18 protein-coding genes and 1 riboswitch are annotated in these 17941 nt (G+C 57.4%); of the genes, 9 read left to right on the top strand and 9 right to left on the bottom strand.

All coding sequences use genetic code 11. The annotated features are described in order from the left end of the window. Positions 1–15: 15 nt before the first annotated feature. Positions 16–921 (bottom strand): uridine diphosphate-N-acetylglucosamine-binding protein YvcK, encoded by a 906-nt coding sequence (yvcK, locus tag EAE_RS14765; protein ID WP_015704803.1) that lies wholly within the window; start codon positions 919–921, stop codon positions 16–18. A 208-nt stretch (positions 922–1129) separates the two neighbouring features. Further along, a riboswitch (molybdenum cofactor riboswitch) is annotated at positions 1130–1267 on the top strand. Here yvcK and moaA point away from each other — a divergent pair. The 6 genes from moaA to EAE_RS14795 all read left to right on the top strand — a co-directional run bounded on the left by moaA (position 1255) and on the right by EAE_RS14795 (position 4716). Next, a complete protein-coding gene (moaA, locus tag EAE_RS14770) occupies positions 1255–2244 on the top strand; it encodes a GTP 3',8-cyclase MoaA (RefSeq protein ID WP_015704804.1) in 990 nt (329 codons plus the stop codon). It overlaps the preceding riboswitch by 13 nt. A 23-nt stretch (positions 2245–2267) precedes the next feature. Then, a complete protein-coding gene (moaB, locus tag EAE_RS14775) occupies positions 2268–2780 on the top strand; it encodes a molybdenum cofactor biosynthesis protein B (protein WP_015367606.1) in 513 nt (170 codons plus the stop codon). Positions 2781–2783: 3 nt separating this feature from the next. Beyond that, on the top strand, positions 2784–3272 hold the full coding sequence (gene moaC / locus EAE_RS14780; RefSeq protein WP_015367605.1) for a cyclic pyranopterin monophosphate synthase MoaC: 489 nt from the start codon (positions 2784–2786) through the stop codon (positions 3270–3272). Beyond that, a complete protein-coding gene (gene moaD, locus EAE_RS14785) occupies positions 3265–3513 on the top strand; it encodes a molybdopterin synthase sulfur carrier subunit (protein WP_015367604.1) in 249 nt (82 codons plus the stop codon). Before moaC ends, moaD begins: the two co-directional genes overlap by 8 nt. A gap of 1 nt (position 3514) precedes the next feature. Continuing rightward, the gene (gene moaE, locus EAE_RS14790) at positions 3515–3967 is read left to right on the top strand and encodes a molybdopterin synthase catalytic subunit MoaE (RefSeq protein ID WP_015704805.1); all 453 of its coding nucleotides are present in this window, start codon (positions 3515–3517) and stop codon (positions 3965–3967) included. 44 nt (positions 3968–4011) lie between these two features. Next, the gene (locus EAE_RS14795; RefSeq protein ID WP_015367602.1) at positions 4012–4716 is read left to right on the top strand and encodes a Bax inhibitor-1/YccA family protein; all 705 of its coding nucleotides are present in this window, start codon (positions 4012–4014) and stop codon (positions 4714–4716) included. Between the two features lie 93 nt (positions 4717–4809). Here the strand turns inward: EAE_RS14795 and EAE_RS14800 are convergent, their stop codons facing one another. Genes EAE_RS14800 through EAE_RS14810 form a run of 3 tightly spaced genes read right to left on the bottom strand, consistent with a single transcriptional unit; the run spans position 4810 to position 7774 of the window. Continuing rightward, complete coding sequence (locus EAE_RS14800; protein WP_015367601.1) at positions 4810–5775, bottom strand: lysylphosphatidylglycerol synthase domain-containing protein; 966 nt, start codon at positions 5773–5775, stop codon at positions 4810–4812. Beyond that, on the bottom strand, positions 5772–7016 hold the full coding sequence (gene clsB / locus EAE_RS14805; RefSeq protein ID WP_015704806.1) for a cardiolipin synthase ClsB: 1245 nt from the start codon (positions 7014–7016) through the stop codon (positions 5772–5774). The genes EAE_RS14800 and clsB overlap by 4 nt, the downstream gene beginning before the upstream one ends. Continuing rightward, positions 7013–7774 carry an endonuclease/exonuclease/phosphatase family protein gene (locus EAE_RS14810; RefSeq protein WP_015704807.1) on the bottom strand — a complete coding sequence of 254 codons (762 nt, stop codon included), beginning with the start codon at positions 7772–7774 and terminating at the stop codon, positions 7013–7015. Before EAE_RS14810 ends, clsB begins: the two co-directional genes overlap by 4 nt. A gap of 131 nt (positions 7775–7905) precedes the next feature. Between EAE_RS14810 and EAE_RS14815 the strand changes: the two genes are divergently transcribed. Continuing rightward, complete coding sequence (locus EAE_RS14815; RefSeq protein WP_015704808.1) at positions 7906–8316, top strand: YbhQ family protein; 411 nt, start codon at positions 7906–7908, stop codon at positions 8314–8316. Here the strand turns inward: EAE_RS14815 and EAE_RS14820 are convergent. The 5 genes from EAE_RS14820 to cecR all read right to left on the bottom strand — a co-directional run bounded on the left by EAE_RS14820 (position 8278) and on the right by cecR (position 13994). Beyond that, a complete protein-coding gene (locus EAE_RS14820) occupies positions 8278–9384 on the bottom strand; it encodes an ABC transporter permease (protein ID WP_015704809.1) in 1107 nt (368 codons plus the stop codon). The genes EAE_RS14815 and EAE_RS14820 overlap by 39 nt on opposite strands. Positions 9385–9472: 88 nt before the next feature. Beyond that, on the bottom strand, positions 9473–10606 hold the full coding sequence (locus EAE_RS14825) for an ABC transporter permease (RefSeq protein WP_015704810.1): 1134 nt from the start codon (positions 10604–10606) through the stop codon (positions 9473–9475). Further along, positions 10596–12335, bottom strand: coding sequence for an ATP-binding cassette domain-containing protein (locus EAE_RS14830; RefSeq protein ID WP_015704811.1), 1740 nt, complete (start codon positions 12333–12335; stop codon positions 10596–10598). The genes EAE_RS14825 and EAE_RS14830 overlap by 11 nt, the downstream gene beginning before the upstream one ends. Next, the gene (hlyD, locus tag EAE_RS14835) at positions 12328–13320 is read right to left on the bottom strand and encodes a secretion protein HlyD (RefSeq protein WP_015704812.1); all 993 of its coding nucleotides are present in this window, start codon (positions 13318–13320) and stop codon (positions 12328–12330) included. Before hlyD ends, EAE_RS14830 begins: the two co-directional genes overlap by 8 nt. Then, positions 13317–13994 (bottom strand): transcriptional regulator CecR, encoded by a 678-nt coding sequence (gene cecR / locus EAE_RS14840; RefSeq protein WP_015704813.1) that lies wholly within the window; start codon positions 13992–13994, stop codon positions 13317–13319. Before cecR ends, hlyD begins: the two co-directional genes overlap by 4 nt. Before the next feature lie 259 nt (positions 13995–14253). Here cecR and rhlE point away from each other — a divergent pair, with 259 nt between their 5' ends. Continuing rightward, the gene (rhlE, locus tag EAE_RS14845; protein ID WP_015704814.1) at positions 14254–15594 is read left to right on the top strand and encodes an ATP-dependent RNA helicase RhlE; all 1341 of its coding nucleotides are present in this window, start codon (positions 14254–14256) and stop codon (positions 15592–15594) included. Positions 15595–15790: 196 nt separating this feature from the next. Beyond that, on the top strand, positions 15791–17935 hold the full coding sequence (dinG, locus tag EAE_RS14850) for an ATP-dependent DNA helicase DinG (RefSeq protein ID WP_015704815.1): 2145 nt from the start codon (positions 15791–15793) through the stop codon (positions 17933–17935). Positions 17936–17941: the final 6 nt, after the last annotated feature.

A 17941-nucleotide genomic window follows, 5' to 3' on the forward strand; every position in this document is an offset into this window, starting at 1 on the left:
AGTGCCGCTTGAGGATTAACCTAATGCCTGAATAGCCTGCTCCAGCGCCTGGCGTAGCAGCACGCGGTCGTGACGATAGGTGACATCACTGGCATCCAGCGCGGTCTGAATCACCAGTCGTTCTTCCATACCCTTAACATCGGCTTTCGGCCCGACGATGGCGGCATCAATCACTTTTTTGCCAACGTAATGTTCCAGAATAGTCATTCTGTCCGCCAGCGTTAGATTGGCGGCAGGGCTATGTTCCTTACCCAGGTTATCGATAAACACCATGGGCGCCGGGGTCCGCCGCAGCGCCTGGGCCATTTCGTCGAGCAGTAAAATGGGCAGCAGGCTGGTGTAGAAGCTCCCTGGCCCAATCAGGATCAGATCGGCCTCGGCGATGGCCTCAACCGCTTCGCGAGTCGCCGGAACCGGTGGGCTGAGCATCAGTTCCTGCGGGATGTGATCCAGCTGATCGATATTCACTTCGCCATACACTTCATGGCCTTCATGATCGAGCGCCACTAGATCGACCGGTTGCTCCGACATCGGAATCAGGAAAGCATCCACTTTAAGCAGGTTTCTGATCAAATTGATCGCCTCTAAAGGCCGCACGCTCAGGTGATCCAGCGCCTTTAACATCAGATTTCCGAGGTTATGCCCGGAAAGCTCGCCATTACCGCCAAAACGATATTCAAACATCGCGGAAGCGACGCTGGGTTCGGCGATTAATTGATTAATGCAGTTGCGCATATCGCCCCAGGCGATCCCCCCTTCCGAGCGGCGAATTCGCCCCGTTGATCCGCCGTTATCGGTGGTGGTCACGATGCCGGTCAGGCGTGAGCCGAGCGACGAGAGCGACGACATCACCCGCCCCAAACCGTGACCTCCGCCAAGGGCGACGACGCGGTCCAGATCGGCGAAAGTGCGATTGCGCATACGAATTCCTTCTGTTCAATGTTCGGGTTTAGCGTCTCCGATCTACCCCTAAAAGATAATGCCCGGTTTCCGTCAAACTGACCGATATCAATGTTAAAGTGTGATTTTTGGCTATTCTGTACTGAAAATGCAAGATATTAGCGATATATAGATGATTATATAGCGAAAATGAAAATGGCGAAACCATCGTTAAAGCGCTACTATCGGCATAACCAACTAACACTCTAGCCTTGGTACCTGTGTCGCAAGATATGGTGCTCTGGCCGCGGCAGCCGCGCTGTCGCCAGGGCGTGGAAAGAAATGACCGCGCCTCCCGTACTTGGAAAGGTGTATATGGCCTCACAGCTTACTGATGCATTTGCGCGTAAGTTTTATTACTTGCGCCTGTCGATTACCGACGTGTGTAACTTTCGTTGCACCTACTGCCTGCCGGACGGCTACAAGCCCGGCGCCGTGACCAACAAGGGTTTTCTTAGCGTAGACGAAGTGCGCCGCGTGACGCGCGCTTTTTCCGCCCTTGGCACGGAAAAAGTCCGCCTCACCGGCGGCGAACCCTCGTTACGTCGCGACTTTACTGAGATTATTGCCGCCGTGCGTGAAAACAGCGCGATTCGTCAGATCGCGGTGACCACCAACGGTTATCGCCTGGCGCGTGATGTCGAACGCTGGCGCGATGCCGGGCTGACGGCGATTAACGTCAGCGTCGATAGCCTCGACGCTCGCCAGTTCCATGCCATCACCGGTCAGGATAAATTTCAGCAGGTGATGGACGGTATTGACGCCGCCTTTGCCGCCGGCTTTGAAAAGGTTAAGGTCAACACCGTGCTGATGCGTGATGTCAACCATCACCAGCTCGACACTTTCCTCGCGTGGATCAAACCTCGCCGTATTCAACTGCGTTTTATTGAGTTAATGGAAACCGGCGAGGGCAGCGACCTGTTCCGCCGTCACCACATTTCCGGCATGGTGCTGCGCGATGAACTGCTGCGCCGCGGTTGGATCCACCAGATCCGTCAACGAAGCGATGGCCCGGCGCAGGTCTTTTGTCACCCGGATTACGCCGGTGAAATCGGCTTGATCATGCCGTATGAAAAAGACTTCTGCGCCACCTGTAACCGTCTTCGCGTCTCATCCGTTGGCAAACTGCACCTGTGTCTGTTCGGCGAAGGCGGCGTAGATCTGCGCGACCTGATGGCCGAGGACGAGCAGCAGGCCGCGCTGGAAGCGCGGATAGCCGAAGCCTTAACCCATAAAAAGCAGACCCATTTCCTGCACCAGGGCAACACCGGTATTACGCAGAATCTATCGTATATTGGCGGATAATCGTTTTCGAAAGGAGCATTCAGATGAGCCAGGCTAGCGCTGAGTTTATCCCGACCCGTATTGCTATTCTTACCGTTTCCAACCGCCGCGGCGAAGAGGACGATACCTCCGGCCACTGGCTGCGCGATGCGCTGCACGAAGCGGGACATACCCTCGTCGATAAGGCGATTGTGAAAGAGAACCGCTACGCGATTCGCGCCCAGGTTTCGGCGTGGATTGCCAGCGATGAGGTGCAGGTGGTGTTGATCACCGGTGGTACCGGTTTTACCGATGGCGATCAGGCGCCGGAAGCGCTGCTGCCGCTGTTTGACCGCGAGGTCGAAGGTTTTGGCGAAGTGTTCCGTATGCTCTCGTTTGAAGAGATAGGCACCTCGACGCTGCAGTCCCGCGCCGTTGCTGGCGTTGCCAACCGCACGCTGATTTTCGCGATGCCGGGCTCGACCAAGGCCTGCGCCACCGCGTGGGAAAATATTATCGCGCCACAGCTGGATGCGCGCACTCGCCCGTGCAACTTCATTCCTCATTTAAAGAAATAGTTTATGTCACAACTGACCCACATTAACGCCGCGGGCGAAGCCCACATGGTTGACGTCTCCGGCAAAGCGGAAACGGTGCGTGAGGCGCGCGCTGAGGCTTACGTCGAAATGCAGGCCGCAACGCTTGCGATGATTATCGACGGCAGCCACCATAAAGGCGATGTGTTCGCCACCGCGCGTATCGCCGGGATTCAGGCCGCGAAACGTACCTGGGAGCTGATCCCACTGTGTCATCCGCTGATGCTCAGCAAAGTAGAAGTGAACCTGCAGGCGCAGCCGGAGCATAACCGCGTGCGCATTGAGTCACTCTGCCGCCTGACCGGTAAAACCGGCGTAGAAATGGAAGCGCTGACCGCGGCCTCGGTTGCCGCGCTGACCATCTACGACATGTGTAAAGCGGTACAGAAAGATATGGTTATTGGCCCGGTACGTCTGCTGGCGAAAAGCGGCGGCAAGTCCGGCGATTTTAAGGTGGAGGAAGCCCATGATTAACGTCCTGTTTTTTGCCCAGGTGCGCGAACTGGTTGGCACCGATACCCTGACTCTCGACGCCAGCGAATTGCCGACCGTTGAAGCCGTGCGTCAGCAGCTTGCCGCGCGCGGAGACCGCTGGGCGCTGGCGCTGGAAGAAGGAAAATTGCTGGCGGCGGTCAACCAGACGCTGACCTCGTTTGACCATCCGGTCGCGAGCGGCGACGAAGTGGCGTTTTTCCCGCCGGTCACCGGGGGCTAAGATGACGCAGACTCGTATCGTGGTAAGCCCGGCGCGCTTTTGCGTCGGCGATGAGTATCCGTGGCTGGCCGAGCGCGATGAAGACGGCGCGGTGGTCACCTTCACCGGCAAAGTACGTAATCACAATCTCGGCGACAGCGTGAAAGCGCTGACCCTGGAGCACTATCCGGGCATGACCGAAAAATCGCTGGCGGAAATCGTTGAACAGGCGCGGGAGCGTTGGTCGCTTGGCCGGGTGACGGTTATCCATCGCATTGGCGAAATGTGGCCGGGCGAAGAGATTGTTTTTGTTGGTGTGACCAGCGCCCACCGCGGCAGCGCCTTCGCCGCCGGCGAGTTCATCATGGATTACCTGAAAACCCGAGCGCCGTTCTGGAAACGCGAGGCGACGCCGGATGGCGAACGCTGGGTCGATGCCCGCGACAGCGATCATCAGGCGGCAGAGCGCTGGTAGTGTGATACGCTTACTGAGAGAAACTTGTTAATCAGGAGATAGTCATGGACAGATTCCCTCGTTCCGATTCCATTGTTCAGAGCCGCAGCGGCCTGCAGACCTACATGGCGCAGGTTTACGGCTGGATGACGGTCGGGTTGTTGTTAACCGCGTTTATCGCGTGGTTTGCGGCGAATACCCCGGCGGTCATGATGTTCGTCTTTTCAAGCAAAATCACTTTCTTCGGGCTGATCATCGCCCAACTGGCGCTGGTGTTTGTGCTCTCGGGGATGGTGCAGCGCTTAAGCGCGGGTATGGCGACGACGCTGTTTATGCTTTATTCGGCGTTAACAGGGCTAACGTTAGCGAGCATCTTTATTGTTTATACCTATTCGTCTATCGCCAGCACTTTTGTGGTGACCGGCGGGATGTTCGGGGCGATGAGCCTGTATGGTTACACCACTAAGCGCGATCTGAGCGGCTTCGGCAGCATGCTGTTTATGGGGCTGATTGGTATCGTGCTGGCGTCGCTGGTTAACCTGTGGCTGAAGAGCGAAGCGCTGATGTGGGCGGTAACCTACATTGGTGTGCTGGTGTTTGTCGGCCTGACCGCCTACGACACCCAGAAGCTGAAAAACATCGGCGAGCAGATTGATACCCGCGATAGCGCCACGCTGCGTAAATACTCGATTCTCGGCGCCTTAACGCTGTATCTGGACTTCATCAACCTGTTCCTGATGCTGCTGCGTATCTTCGGCAACCGCCGTTAATATCATCCCGGATAGCGGCGCGATGCGCCTTATCCGGGCTACCAATCCAGGCAATCCGCAAAAATATCGCCCGGTAAGCGCAACCGGGCCGTTTCATCCGCGGGCCAGCTTGCGCTCGTTTTTCTGCCGCAGCTTTTTCGCCCGACTCTCCAGCACCAGATAGGCGATGGTCGCCAGCAGCAGCGGCAGAAAATAGTACAGCGCGCGCCACGCCAGCAGAGCGGCAATTATCGCCCCCTTCGAAATCGACTCGCCGGAGAGCATGGCGATAAACACCGCCTCCAGCACGCCAATCCCGGCGGGAATATGAACGATAACGCCGGCGATACTGCTCACCAGCAGCACGCCCAGCACCAGAAAATAGTTAATCTCGCTGCCCAGTAGCAGCCAGATAATCGCCCCCATCACCATCCAGTTCGCCGCTGAAATCCCTATCTGTAGTAGAGCGAAACGAAAAGAGGGCAGCACCAACCGCTGTCCCTTAATCGTCATGTGGCGGCGTTTGGCGAAGGCGCAACCGAAAAGATAGATCAGGGTTAAAAGCAGCAGAACGCCGCCAATAATACGCAGCGTGGTTTGACTGATGTACCAGTGCGGCGGCAACGTCACCAGATTCGCGGTGAAAATGACGCCGCCCAGTAGAATATAGCCCAACCAGTTGGTGGTAATGCTAAGCGAGAAAATACGGGTAATAGTGCCGCCGTTCAGCCCCAGCCGCGAGTACAACCGATAGCGCATCCCGATCCCGCCGACCCAGGTGCTGAGCGTCAGGTTAAAGGCGTAGCAGATAAACGACACCAGCATCACCTGTTTTTTTGCCAGCTTGTGGCCGCACCAGGCTCGCCCGAGCAGATCGTAGCAGCCATAAATCAGGTAGCTGACGATAACCAACCCAACGGCGCTAAATAGCGCCAGACGATCGTAGCCGCGGATGACCTTCCATACATCCTGCCAGTCGACCTTTTGCGCATAAATTACCAGCAATACGATGACGGCGATAAAAAAGAGCGCGGTCAGCACTCTTTTCGCCATCCGCCAGCGGGGATGCGATTTGCTCATAGCGGATTGTCTCTGGTTTGCGTTTCTACACGATCCTGGGTTTCAATTTCCGGCTGCACCGGCGGGCTGACCCTGGCTAACTGCGGGGTATGCGCCGGCAGCCAACCGACCCAGGCGGGGAAGTGGCGCAGAAAGTGGAAAGCCAGCACGCTGACGCCGAGCCGCCACCAGTTACGTTTTGGCAGCATGGATTTATCTATCTGCTGGCAGTCCCTGGCGATAAGGCCGTTGAGGTTATCACGCAGGGTCTGATTGAACTCTCGGTCGTGGATAATAAGGTTGGCCTCCAGATTCAGCGACAGACTCAGCGGGTCGAGATTACTTGAACCGACGGTGGCCCAGTGGTCGTCCGCCAGCGCAACCTTGCCATGCAGCGGACGGCGGCGGTATTCATACACCTGAACGCCGCCTTTAATCAGGTAGTGGTACAGCAGGTGGGCGCCAAACTTAACAATCGGAATATCCGGCTCGCCCTGGACAATCAGCTTCACCCGTACGCCGCGCCGCGCGGCATTGCGCATCGCGTGCAGCAGACGGTAGCCGGGAAAGAAATAGGCGTTGGCGATGATGACCTCGCGGCGGGCGCTGGTCAGCATTTTCAGATAGTGACGTTCAATATCGTCACGATGTTCATGGTTATCGCGCCAGATAAACAGCGCCTGCGCTTCGCCAGGGGTTTGGTTAATTTCCGGCTGATGCCGACGGCGTCGCCACCAGCGGCGGGCTGCCTCGCTGGTGGGCAGGTTCTCCAGTTCGAATTGGAGAATATCGAGCACCACCGGCCCTTCAACCTGTACGGCATAATCCTGTTTCGCCTCCGGTCCGTAATCGCTCATGTGCTCGGCAGAGTAGTTAATGCCGCCAACAAACGCGGTTGTGTCGTCAATCACCACGATTTTTCGATGCATGCGGCGGAATAAATTGGTACGCATACCCATTAGCCGGGGGCGCGGATCGTAGTAGCGGAAGACCACGCCAGCGGCGGTGAGTTCGCCGACAAACTCATCGCTGAGGTCCGGCGAGCCGTAGCCGTCGAGCAGCACTTCCACCTGAATACCCCGGCGGGCGGCTTTCAGTAGCACCGCATGCAGTCGCCAGCCCACCTCGTCTTCAAACCAGATAAAGGATTCAAGGATCACCTTGCGCTGCGCGCGGCCAATGGCGGCGAATAACGCCGGATAATACTGGTCGCCATTCTCCAGTAGGGTAATACGATTGCCTTCCTGCCAGCGACATTTCACAGATGTATCTCCACGCTCAGGGGCGCATGATCGGACAGATGCCGCCAGTGTTTAAGCGCCAGCGCCTTCGGATGGCTGGCATGTGCATTCTTAACGTAAATACGATCGAGGCGCAGCAGCGGGAAAGCGACCGGAAAGGTGCGTAGCGGCCGCCCGCGGACGCGGGTAAAAATCTCCTCAAGCCCTGCCTGCGCTTTTAAGGGCTGATTAGCCTGCTGGCGCCAGTCGTTGAAGTCGCCTGCCACCACCACCGGATCGCCTGCCGGTAGCGTATTGACCCACTCTGCCAGCATCGTTAACTGTGCCTGCCGCTGGTGCGCGCGAAGACCGAGATGCACGCAGATAACGTGGATCGTCACGCCGCTGTGCGGAGGTACGATGCGACAGTAAAGCAGGCCGCGTTTTTCGCCATTGCCGACCGAGATATCGCGATTTTCATAGTATTCAATGGGAAAGCGCGACAGTACGGCATTGCCGTGATGGCCTTCCGGATAGACCGCGTTGCGCCCGTAGGCGTAATCGCTCCACATGGTGTCGGCAAGAAACTCGTAATGGGTGGTATCAGGCCAGTTTTCGATATGCAAAGGGTGCACTTCGTGCGCACCCATCACTTCCTGTAGGCAAACTATGTCGGCGCTGACGCTGCGAACGGCCTCGCGCAATTCGGGCAAAATAAAACGCCGATTAAACGTCGTAAAGCCCTTGTGGGTGTTAATTGTCAGCACGTTCACCGAAATTCGCGACGTTGGCTTAGCCATAATTCTCCAGTTAATGTCACTTTCCTGAATAAAATAGTGTAGTAGACGTCACAAAAAGATGCGGTGATACGGAATTTTCCGTAAAGTGCGGTACTCTGAGTAACAGAGAAAAATCCTTCAGGAGAGAAGCCATGAAGTGGCAACAACGTGTACGCGTCGCAACGGGTCTTAGTTGCTGGCAGATTATGTTGCATCTACTGGTCGTGGCGGTACTGGTGATGGGTTGGCTGAGCGGCGCGCTGGTGCGTGTCGGATTAGGGCTGTGCGTATTGTACGGCGTCACGCTGCTGGCGATGCTGTTTTTGCAGCGTCACCATGAAGCGCGCTGGCGCGACGTGGGGGACTTCCTTGAGGAACTCACCACGACCTGGTACTTCGGCGCCGCCATGATAGTGCTCTGGTTGTTGTCGCGCGTGCTGCACAACAACCTGCTGCTGGCCCTCGCCGGGCTGGTCATACTGGCAGGCCCGGCGGTGGTATCGCTGCTGGCGAAAGATAAAAAGCTACGCAATCTTTCTTCGGAACATCGCATACGCCGCTGAGCCGGTGGTGGCCGCTATGACTAATAGCGGCCACAAACTTCCCCACACAATCTTCAGACTCGCATCCTTCAGATAAATTTGCTTGGTGATATCGGTAAAGTGCCGGATCGGGTTTATCCAGGTCAAATCCTGCAGCCACTGCGGCATGTTTTCTACCGGTGAAACGTAGCCGGATAGCAGAATCGCCGGCATCATAAAGACGAACACGCCGATAAATGCCTGCTGCTGGGTTGAACACAGCGAAGAAATCAATAAGCCAAAGCCCACCAGCGATAGACCGTAAATCAGCATGGTGAAATAGAACAGCAGCAGCGAGCCGGCAAACGGGATCTGATAAGCCCAGATACCTATCGCCAGCACGATAGTCGCCTGCATCGTGGCGACTATCAGCGCCGGAACGGCTTTGCCAACGAAGATTTGCCAGGTGGCGAGCGGTGAGACCAGCAGCTGATCGAGGGTACCCTGTTCACGCTCGCGAGCCACCGACAGCGAGGTGACGATCATCACCCCGATGGTGGTGATCATGGCGATAAGCGACGGCACCACGAACCATTTATAGTCGAGATTCGGGTTGTACCAGTTGCGTACCACCAGTTCGCTGTTGTTCGGTTTCGCTTTATCCTGCAGCAGATCCTGCTGATAGTTTTTAACAATCTGCTGTAGATAGTTAGCGGCGATTTGCGCGCTGTTGGAGTTACGCCCGTCGAGCAGTAGCTGTAGCGGGGCGGTTTGATAGTTGTCGAGATTACGCGAGAAATCCGCCGGGAAGCGCACCACGAGCAGGGCTTTTTGTTCATCGATGGTCGGTTGAATCGCCTGCGGGCTTTTCAGCAGCAGGACGTGGGTAAAGGCTTTGGCGCGGGCAAAGCGCTGGGTGAGCTCCACCGCGTGGCGGCCGCTATCTTCGTTATAGATAGCGATGGTAGCGTTGGTCACCTCAAGCGTGGCGGCAAAGGGAAACAACAATACCTGAATCAGCACCGGCATGATTAAAATCATCCGCGTTTGCGGTTCGCGCAGCAGCGACTGCAGCTCTTTGCGGATTAATGTCCATAAACGATGAAACATAAAACCTTCCTCATGTCGGACCCGGGCGACCGAAACTTACCGTAGGCCCGGTAAGCGTAGCGCCACCGGGCAAAATTCGAGCGCAGGGTTAATCCAGACGCCGTTTGGTTTTCAGCCACGTCAGGCCGATAAACATCACCGCCGAAGCAATCAAAAACAGCACGTTCACCAGCAGCACCACCGGAATATTGCCCGCCAGAAACAGGCTTTGCAGGGTGTTGACGAAATAACGCGCCGGGATCACGTAGGTCACCGCGCGGATCACCGCCGGCATACTGTCTATCTGGAAAATAAACCCGGACAACATAATCGATGGTAAAAAAGCGGCGTTCAACGCGACCTGCGCAGCGTTAAACTGGTTGCGGGTAATGGTCGAGATCAGTAACCCCATTCCCAGCGTACTAAGCAAAAACAGGCTGGTGATGACAAACAGAATCAGCAGCGAGCCGCGATAGGGCACGCCGAGAATAAATATCGATACCAGCATACACAGCAACATCGCCAGCATGCCGAGGAAATAGTAGGGAATTATCTTGCACAGCAGCAGTTCGGCGCGGGTGATTTCAGTGGATAGCAGCGCTTCCATGGTGCCGCGTTCCCATTCGCGCGCTACCACCAGCGAGGTCAATATCGCGCCGACCACGGTCATGATGATGGTAATTGCGCCGGGGATAATAAAGTGCTGGCTGATGGCCGCCGGGTTAAACCAGTAGCGCATCTGCACATCGATAAGCGGTTCAAAGGTCTCACCGCGGTCTTCCGCCCGCTGCTGTTGCCAGATCTGCCAGATACCTTCGACGTAGCCCTGCGCGAAGTTAGCGGTATTCGGTTCGCTACCGTCGGTAATTAACTGAATCGGCGCATTGGCGCCGGCGCGGGCCATCTGACGGTCAAAGTCGACGGGAATGACGACCATCGCGCGGATGCGCCCGGCCTGCATCAGCTCAATCAACTGCTGGCGATTATCGCTGACGGTGGCGTCGATATAGGGTGAGCCGGTCATGGTATGGACGAAATCCAGTGCCTCTTCGCTCTGCTGTTCCAGCAATACGCCGACCCGCAGTTTGCTGGAGTCGAGGTTTATGCCGTAGCCGAAGATAAACAGCAGGAGCAGGGGGATCACCACCGCAATTAGCCAACTGCTGGGATCGCGGACGATCTGTCGGGTCTCTTTGACGCACAGCGCGCGAACCCGTCGCCAGGAAAGAATGCTATTGCTCATGACCGTTTTCCTTGTCCCATTGGTTAATCAGGGTAATAAACGCCTGTTCCATAGTGGGATCCGCCTGACTGTCATTCGCCGCCTGCGCCTTCAGCGCGTCCGGCGTGCCGCTGGCGATAAGCTTACCGTGGTAGACCAGCCCGATGCGGTCGCAGTATTCCGCCTCATCCATAAAGTGGGTAGTCACCATCACCGTGACCCCTTTATCGACCATGCTGTTGATATGCAGCCAGAACTCGCGGCGGGTTAGAGGGTCGACGCCGGAGGTGGGTTCATCGAGAAACAGAATGTCGGGTTCATGCATCAGCGAGCAGGCCAGCGCCAGCCGCTGCTTGTAGCCGAGCGGTAGCTCGTCGGCGGCGTGGCCGGCGATACTTTTCAGGCCAAAGGCATCGCTCATGCGCGCGATTTTTTCATTTTGCGCCCGGCCGCGTAGGCCGTAAACGCCGGAGAAAAAACGCAGGTTCTGTTCGACGCTGAGGTTGCCGTACAGCGAGAATTTTTGCGCCATATAGCCTAAATGTTGACGTGCTTTACCGGAGCTAACCTTGAGGTCCATCCCCAGCACCAGCGCTTTTCCGTCGGTCGGCACCAGCAGGCCGCACATCATTTTGAAGGTCGTGGATTTACCGGCGCCGTTAGGGCCAAGCAGGCCGAAAATCTCACCGCGCTTAACCTGGAAATCGACGTGATCGGTGGCGGCGAAATCACCAAACTTTTTCGTTAACGACCGTGCTTCAATGACCGTTTCGTCTTTGTTGCCGTCCACGTGATGAATAATCTCTCCTAACGGCGACTCGGCGGTTCCGGCGCCGCCTAACAGGTCGATAAAGGCGTCTTCAAAACGCGGCGCAGTTTCGGCCACCTGTAGCGGCGGCATGTTGCCGTTTTGCTGAACCTCATCAATGCGGGCTGCCTTTTTCAGGATCAAACGCACCGATTTGCCCTGAATCACGCCATCGCTAATTTGCGGCAGTTTCAGCGCCCGCTGCAACAGGCGGCGGTTGTTTTCCTGCGGGCTGGAGACCAGAAAGCTGCGCCCGGCCATGGTTTGCGTCAGCGCCTTCGGTTCGCCCTGGTAAAGCAATTTACCTTCGTTCATCAGCAGCACATCGCGGCACTGCTCGGCTTCATCGAGATAAGAGGTGCTCCACAAAATTAGCATGCCGTCGCCGGCCAGTTCGTGCACCATCTGCCACAGCTCGCGGCGCGAGATAGGGTCGACCCCGACGCCGGGCTCATCTAACAGCAGCACTTTAGGATCGCCTACCAATGTACAGGCGAGCCCCAGCTTTTGTTTCATGCCGCCGGAGAGTTTGCCGGCTAATCGCCCGGTGAAAGGGCCAAGAGATGTGAATTCCAGCAGGCGCTCGAATATTTTCTTGCGCGCCTCGCCGGTGACGCTGCGCAGATCGGCGTACAGGTTCAGGTTTTCCATCACCGTCAGATCTTCATACAGGCCGAATTTCTGCGGCATATAGCCGAGCGCCGCGTGCAGCGCGCCGTCGCCCTTCAGCGGATCGAAGCCGATTACGCTGGCGCTGCCCTCATCAGGCTTAAGTAAACCGGCCAGCATTCGCATCAGCGTCGTTTTACCTGCGCCATCTGGGCCGACGAGCCCTGTGACGTAGCCTGAGTGAATCGTACAGTTCAGCGGCGCGACTGCGGGTCGGTCCATACCGGGAAAACCGCGTGTCAGTCCGGTTAAAGTTATCGCGTCCTTACTCATGCCCGTTTCCGTTGCTGAAGGAGACGGTCACCGGCATGCCCTGGCGCAGCGCGGCGTCGGCGTCGTTCACCACGATGCGCAGGCGGTAGACGAGATCGGTGCGCAAATCCGGTGTTTCTACGGTCTTTGGCGTGAATTCGGCGCTGGGGGAGACAAAGCCGATTTTACCGTGATAGGGCTTGTTCGGCCGGCTATCGGTATACAGCAGTACTTCGCGCCCCGGCTGCGCCTGGCCGAGATTTTTCTCGTCAACGTAGGCGCGTACCCAAACCGGATGGGTTAACGATAGCGTCAGCACCGTGCCGCCGGCGTTTAACATGGTGCCAGGTTCGACGGCGCGGGTCATCAAGGTGCCGTCGGACGGCGCGGTCAGTACGGTATCATGCAGGTCCAGTTTGGCTTGCGCCAGGGCCGCCTGCGCCTGTTCAAGGCTGGCTTTGGCCTGGGCAATTTCCTGCGGGCGGTTACCGGCGCGATATTGACGCAGTTTATCCTGCGCCGATTTTAAGGTCGCCTGCGCCTGATCGCGTGAAGAACGGGCGTTTTCGAGGTCGTTGGCGGAAATCGCGCTGCTGGCGCGCAGGCCGAGCTGACGTTGATAAAAATTCTGCGCATAGACCCAGGCGGCCTGCGCCTGATTAACCGCGGCCGCCGCCTGCGCAATCTCTTCGGCACGGTAACCCGCCATCATCAAATCGTACTGCGCCTGGGCGGTGGAGACGTTGGCCTGCGCCTGCTGCAGCGCGTTTTCATATGGCGCGCGGTCAAGTTCGCCGAGGGTTTGCCCACGGCGAATTTCATCGCCTTCATCGACGTTCAGGGTTGCCAGCCGCCCGCCGACGCGGAAGCTCATATTCACAGTGCGAATATCGACATTGCCGTAGAGAGTGAGATCTTTTGCCTGGCTGCTTTGATACCACCACCAGCCGCCGCCGAGCGCGGCGAGCACGATGACGACCAATAGAACGACGACGGGTTTTTTCATGATCCCAGGCTCCTTTGCGCTAACCCTTGCAGAATGAAATCGATATGACAGGTGATCACCTGAAAAATTTGTTCAGCCTTTTGTTGATCGAACTGCGCCCAGCCGGTTCGCAGTAAAATGGTTTCCCGCCCGAGCCGGAAGGCCAGCACCTCGCCAAGCAGGGCGTGGGTGTGCAGAATCATCTGCGTATCGTTGGCATCGCGCCCGGTCCAGGCGGCGATAAGCCGGGTCAAATAGCTATGTAGCGGAGCGATAACCTGCTGGTGGATTAGCTGGTAAGCCGCGGTAGGGGAGAGCTGCTCGCGAGAGATAAACTTGCTGAGGTTGACCGTGTCGTCCTGGGTCAGCAGCAGACTCATATCGCGGCAGCTGCGCAGGATCAATTCCCGCAGCGCCGGTTTGTCAGGTTTCGTCTGGGCGAGCAGGGCTTCGGCCGCCTCGGCATGCGGGCGGAAATTCTCGCCGATACAGTCGGCGATCCACTGTGCGCAGGCGAGATACAGGTCGTCTTTCGAACCGAAATAATAGGTGATAGCGGCGATATTCTGCCCGGCCTGCGCGGCGATATCGCGGGTCGTCGCATGGAGGCCATATTCGCCGAATTGCGCGATGGCGGCGGCGATAAGCTGGCTTTTGGCTTGTTCGCCTTTACTGGTCACGGAGGTACTGTTCATCGCACTCTAAAAAATTAATCAATCGATTGATTAAGAATAGGGGCGATTCGCTGAACTGTCCACCATGGTGAAGACGAAAAATTATCCGGCGCAAGCGAGTATTATTTTGCTGGTAATTCCTGCGGGGATATTTTATGCGGTTCGTCACAAAATCTGCTAAACTGCGCCCCTTCATGGCATTGTGGTTTTTGCCATCTCTATCGCAATAATCTCCCTGAAAACTACGCCCTTAAACGGGTCGGGGCGGTTCGGAGTTGTTATGTCTTTTGATTCCCTTGGCCTGAATCCCGATATCCTGCGCGCCGTCGCCGAGCAGGGCTACGTTGAGCCGACCCCCATCCAGCAGCAGGCGATCCCGGCAGTACTGCAGGGCCGCGATCTGATGGCCAGCGCCCAGACCGGGACCGGCAAGACCGCCGGCTTTACGCTGCCGCTGCTGCAGCGCCTGACCCAGGATCAGCCGCACGCGAAGGGGCGCCGTCCGGTGCGCGCCCTGATCCTGACGCCGACCCGCGAACTGGCGGCGCAGGTGGGTGAGAATGTCCGCGACTACAGCAAATATCTCAATATCCGCTCGCTGGTGGTCTTCGGCGGCGTGAGCATCAACCCGCAGATGATGAAGCTGCGCGGCGGCGTCGATATCCTCGTCGCCACCCCAGGCCGTCTGCTGGATCTTGAACATCAGAATGCGGTCAGCCTGGATAAAGTCGAAGTGCTGGTACTGGATGAAGCCGATCGCATGCTGGACATGGGCTTTATCCACGACATCCGCCGCGTGCTGGCTAAACTGCCGCCGCGTCGTCAAAACCTGCTGTTCTCCGCCACCTTCTCTGATGAGATCAAGGCGCTGGCGGAAAAACTGCTGCATAACCCGCTGGAAGTCGAAGTGGCGCGCCGCAACACCGCCTCTGAGCAGATCACCCAGCACGTTCACTTTGTGGATAAGAAACGTAAGCGTGAACTGCTCTCGCAGCTGATTGGCGAAGGCAATTGGCAGCAGGTGCTGGTCTTTACCCGTACCAAGCACGGTGCCAACCATCTGGCGGAGCAACTGAATAAAGACGGTATCCGTAGCGCCGCCATCCACGGCAATAAGAGCCAGGGTGCGCGTACCCGCGCGCTGGCTGACTTTAAATCCGGCGGCATTCGTGTGCTGGTCGCCACCGACATCGCCGCGCGCGGGCTCGACATCGAAGAGCTGCCACACGTGGTCAACTATGAGCTGCCGAACGTGCCGGAAGATTACGTGCACCGGATTGGCCGTACCGGACGCGCGGCGGCGACTGGCGAAGCGTTGTCGCTGGTCTGCGTGGACGAGCATAAGCTGCTGCGTGATATTGAACGCCTGCTGAAAAAAGAGATCCCGCGTATTGCTGTTGCCGGTTACGAGCCGGATCCGTCGATTAAAGCGGAGCCGATTCAAAACGGTCGTCAGCAGCGTGGCGGCGGTGGCCGTGGTCAGGGGCAAGGACGCGGCGGTCAGAGCCAGGGCCGTAGCCAGCAGGCGCCGCGCCGTCAGGATGGCGAAGCGCCGAAAGCGCGTACCCAGGACGGTAAACCACCGCGTCGCCGTCGCCCGCGTAAACCTGCCGGCGAATAATATGCTGCTGCCTGGGAGCGATAAAGTGCTCAGGCAGCACCCCGGCCCGTCTCTCCGCGTGCGCGGCGGCGGGCCGTTTTTTTACCGTTCATTGCGTTTTTTATCGAGCGCGATTCCACCCTCTACAGAAAGCAATACCTCCTGGCCGGCAAAAATGGCACAATAGTGGCTGTTTATACAGTATTCAGGTTTTCTCATGGCTTTGACCGCTGCGCTTAAAGCGCAAATCGCCGCCTGGTATAAGGCGCTTCAGGAACAGATCCCGGACTTTATCCCCCGAGCTCCGCAGCGGCAGATGATCGCCGATGTGGCGAAAACGCTCGCCGGGGAAGAGGGGCGGCATCTGGCTATCGAAGCGCCGACCGGCGTCGGCAAAACGCTGTCATATCTGATCCCCGGCATCGCCATTGCCCGTGAGGAACAAAAAACGCTGGTGGTCAGTACCGCCAACGTCGCGCTGCAGGATCAAATCTACAGTAAAGACCTGCCGCTGCTGCGCAAGATTATTCCCGACCTGCGCTTTACCGCCGCCTTTGGCCGTGGCCGCTACGTTTGTCCGCGTAATCTGGCGGCGCTGGCCAGTACCGAGGCGACGCAGCAGGATCTGCTGGCGTTCCTCGATGACGATCTGACGCCAAAAAACCAGGCCGAACAAAAGCTCTGCGCGACGCTGAAAACCGATCTCGACGGCTATAAATGGGATGGACTGCGCGATCATACCGACAAGCCCATTGATGACGCCCTGTGGGGGCGGCTGAGCACCGATAAAGCCAGCTGTCTTAACCGCAACTGCCACTACTACCGCGAATGCCCATTCTTCGTCGCCCGGCGCGAAATCCAGGAAGCGGAAGTGGTGGTGGCCAACCATGCGTTGGTGATGGCGGCCATGGAGAGCGAAGCGGTGCTGCCAGAGCCGAAAAACCTGCTGCTGGTGCTCGACGAAGGCCACCATCTGCCGGACGTCGCCCGCGACGCCTTAGAGATGAGCGCGGAGATAACCGCGCCATGGTACCGGCTGCAGTTGGATCTGTTCAGCAAATTGGTGGCGACCTGCATGGAGCAATTCCGTCCGAAGACCACGCCGCCGTTGGCCAATCCGGAACGGTTAAATGAACACTGCGAAGAGCTGTATGAGCTTATCGCCTCGCTCAATAATATTCTCAATCTCTATATGCCTGCCGCCCAGGAGGCGGAGCATCGCTTCCCGATGGGCGAACTGCCGCAGGAAGTGATGGAGATTTGCCAGCGGCTGGCCAAGCTCACCGAAATGCTACGCGGGCTGGCGGAGCTGTTTCTCAACGATCTCAGCGAAAAGACCGGCAGCCACGACGTGGTGCGCCTGCATCGTATCCTGCTGCAGATGAACCGGGCCCTTGGCATGTTCGAAAGTCAGAACAAGCTGTGGCGGCTGGCCTCAATGGCGCAGTCTTCCGGTGCGCCGGTGACCAAGTGGGCCACCCGCGAGATTCGCGATGGCCAGATCCATGTCTGGTTCCACTGCGTGGGGATCCGCGTCAGCGATCAGCTCGAACGTCTGCTGTGGCGCAGCGTGCCGCATATTGTCGTCACCTCGGCGACGCTGCGTTCGTTGAATAGCTTCTCGCGCCTGCAGGAGATGAGCGGTCTGAAAGAGAAAGCGGGCGATCGTTTCGTGGCGCTGGACTCGCCGTTCAATCACGTCGAGCAGGGAAAAATCATTATTCCGCAAATGCGCTATGAGCCGCTTATTGATAACGAAGAGCAGCACATCGCCGAAATGGCGGCTTTTTTCCGTGAGCAGGTCGAGAGCAAAAAGCATCTTGGTATGCTGGTGCTGTTCGCCAGCGGGCGGGCCATGAATCGCTTTCTGGAACATGTTACCGATCTGCGCCTGATGCTGCTGGTGCAGGGCGACCAGCCGCGCTATCGACTGGTCGAGCTGCATCGTAAACGCGTTGAAGGCGGCGAGCGCAGCGTGTTAGTTGGCTTGCAATCTTTTGCCGAAGGGCTGGATTTAAAAGGCGAACTGTTAAGCCAGGTGCATATCCATAAAATCGCCTTCCCGCCGATCGACAGCCCGGTAGTGATCACCGAAGGCGAGTGGTTGAAAAGCCTCAACCGCTATCCCTTTGAGGTGCAAAGCCTGCCGAGCGCCTCATTCAACCTGATTCAACAGGTCGGGCGCCTGATCCGTAGCCATCAGTGCTGGGGCGAAGTCATTATTTACGATAAGCGCCTGCTGACTAAAAATTACGGCGCGCGATTGTTAAATGCGTTACCGGTATTTCCTATAGAGCAGCCGGGCGTTCCCGAGGTTATAGTAAAAAGCAAAGCAAAACAGACGCGTCGCCGACGCCGCTAAGCGCAT

Source organism: Klebsiella aerogenes KCTC 2190 (genome assembly GCF_000215745.1).
GTDB lineage: Bacteria > Pseudomonadota > Gammaproteobacteria > Enterobacterales > Enterobacteriaceae > Klebsiella > Klebsiella aerogenes.